This window comes from Isoptericola croceus, from assembly GCF_029382255.1.
Taxonomy (GTDB): Bacteria; Actinomycetota; Actinomycetes; order Actinomycetales; family Cellulomonadaceae; genus Isoptericola; species Isoptericola croceus.
This window is the reverse complement of sequence record NZ_JARLLG010000390.1, coordinates 1-264: the sequence shown is the minus strand read 5'-3', so window position 1 is coordinate 264 and position 264 is coordinate 1. Positions and strand designations below refer to the sequence as shown.

Annotated in this window: 1 protein-coding gene; it reads left to right on the top strand. The window is 57.2% G+C overall.

Annotation, left to right across the window (positions count from 1 at the left end; all coding sequences use genetic code 11):
• Positions 1 to 67: 67 nt before the first annotated feature.
• The coding region (locus tag PZC42_RS21690) for a hypothetical protein (protein WP_277214260.1) at positions 68 to 264 on the top strand (197 nt) is incomplete at its 3' end.

Genomic DNA, 264 nt, shown 5'->3' with positions numbered 1-264 from the left:
GGAGGCTAAGGCAGACCCCGGAGGTATCTGCATTTCCCAGGCGGTTCTCGATCAAGTGAAGCGGAAGTTGGCACTGGACCTCGAAGACCTCGGAGATACGGCACTGAAGAACATTGAGGAACCGGTACGGACCTACCGGATTGTACATGCGGGACAAACAGAAAACCCGGCGGCTGCGACAGGCACGACCGCAATTTCGTCCAAAATGCCTCCACCTCTGCCAAAGCGCCCCTCCGTTGCGATCATGCCGTTCCAGAACCTGAA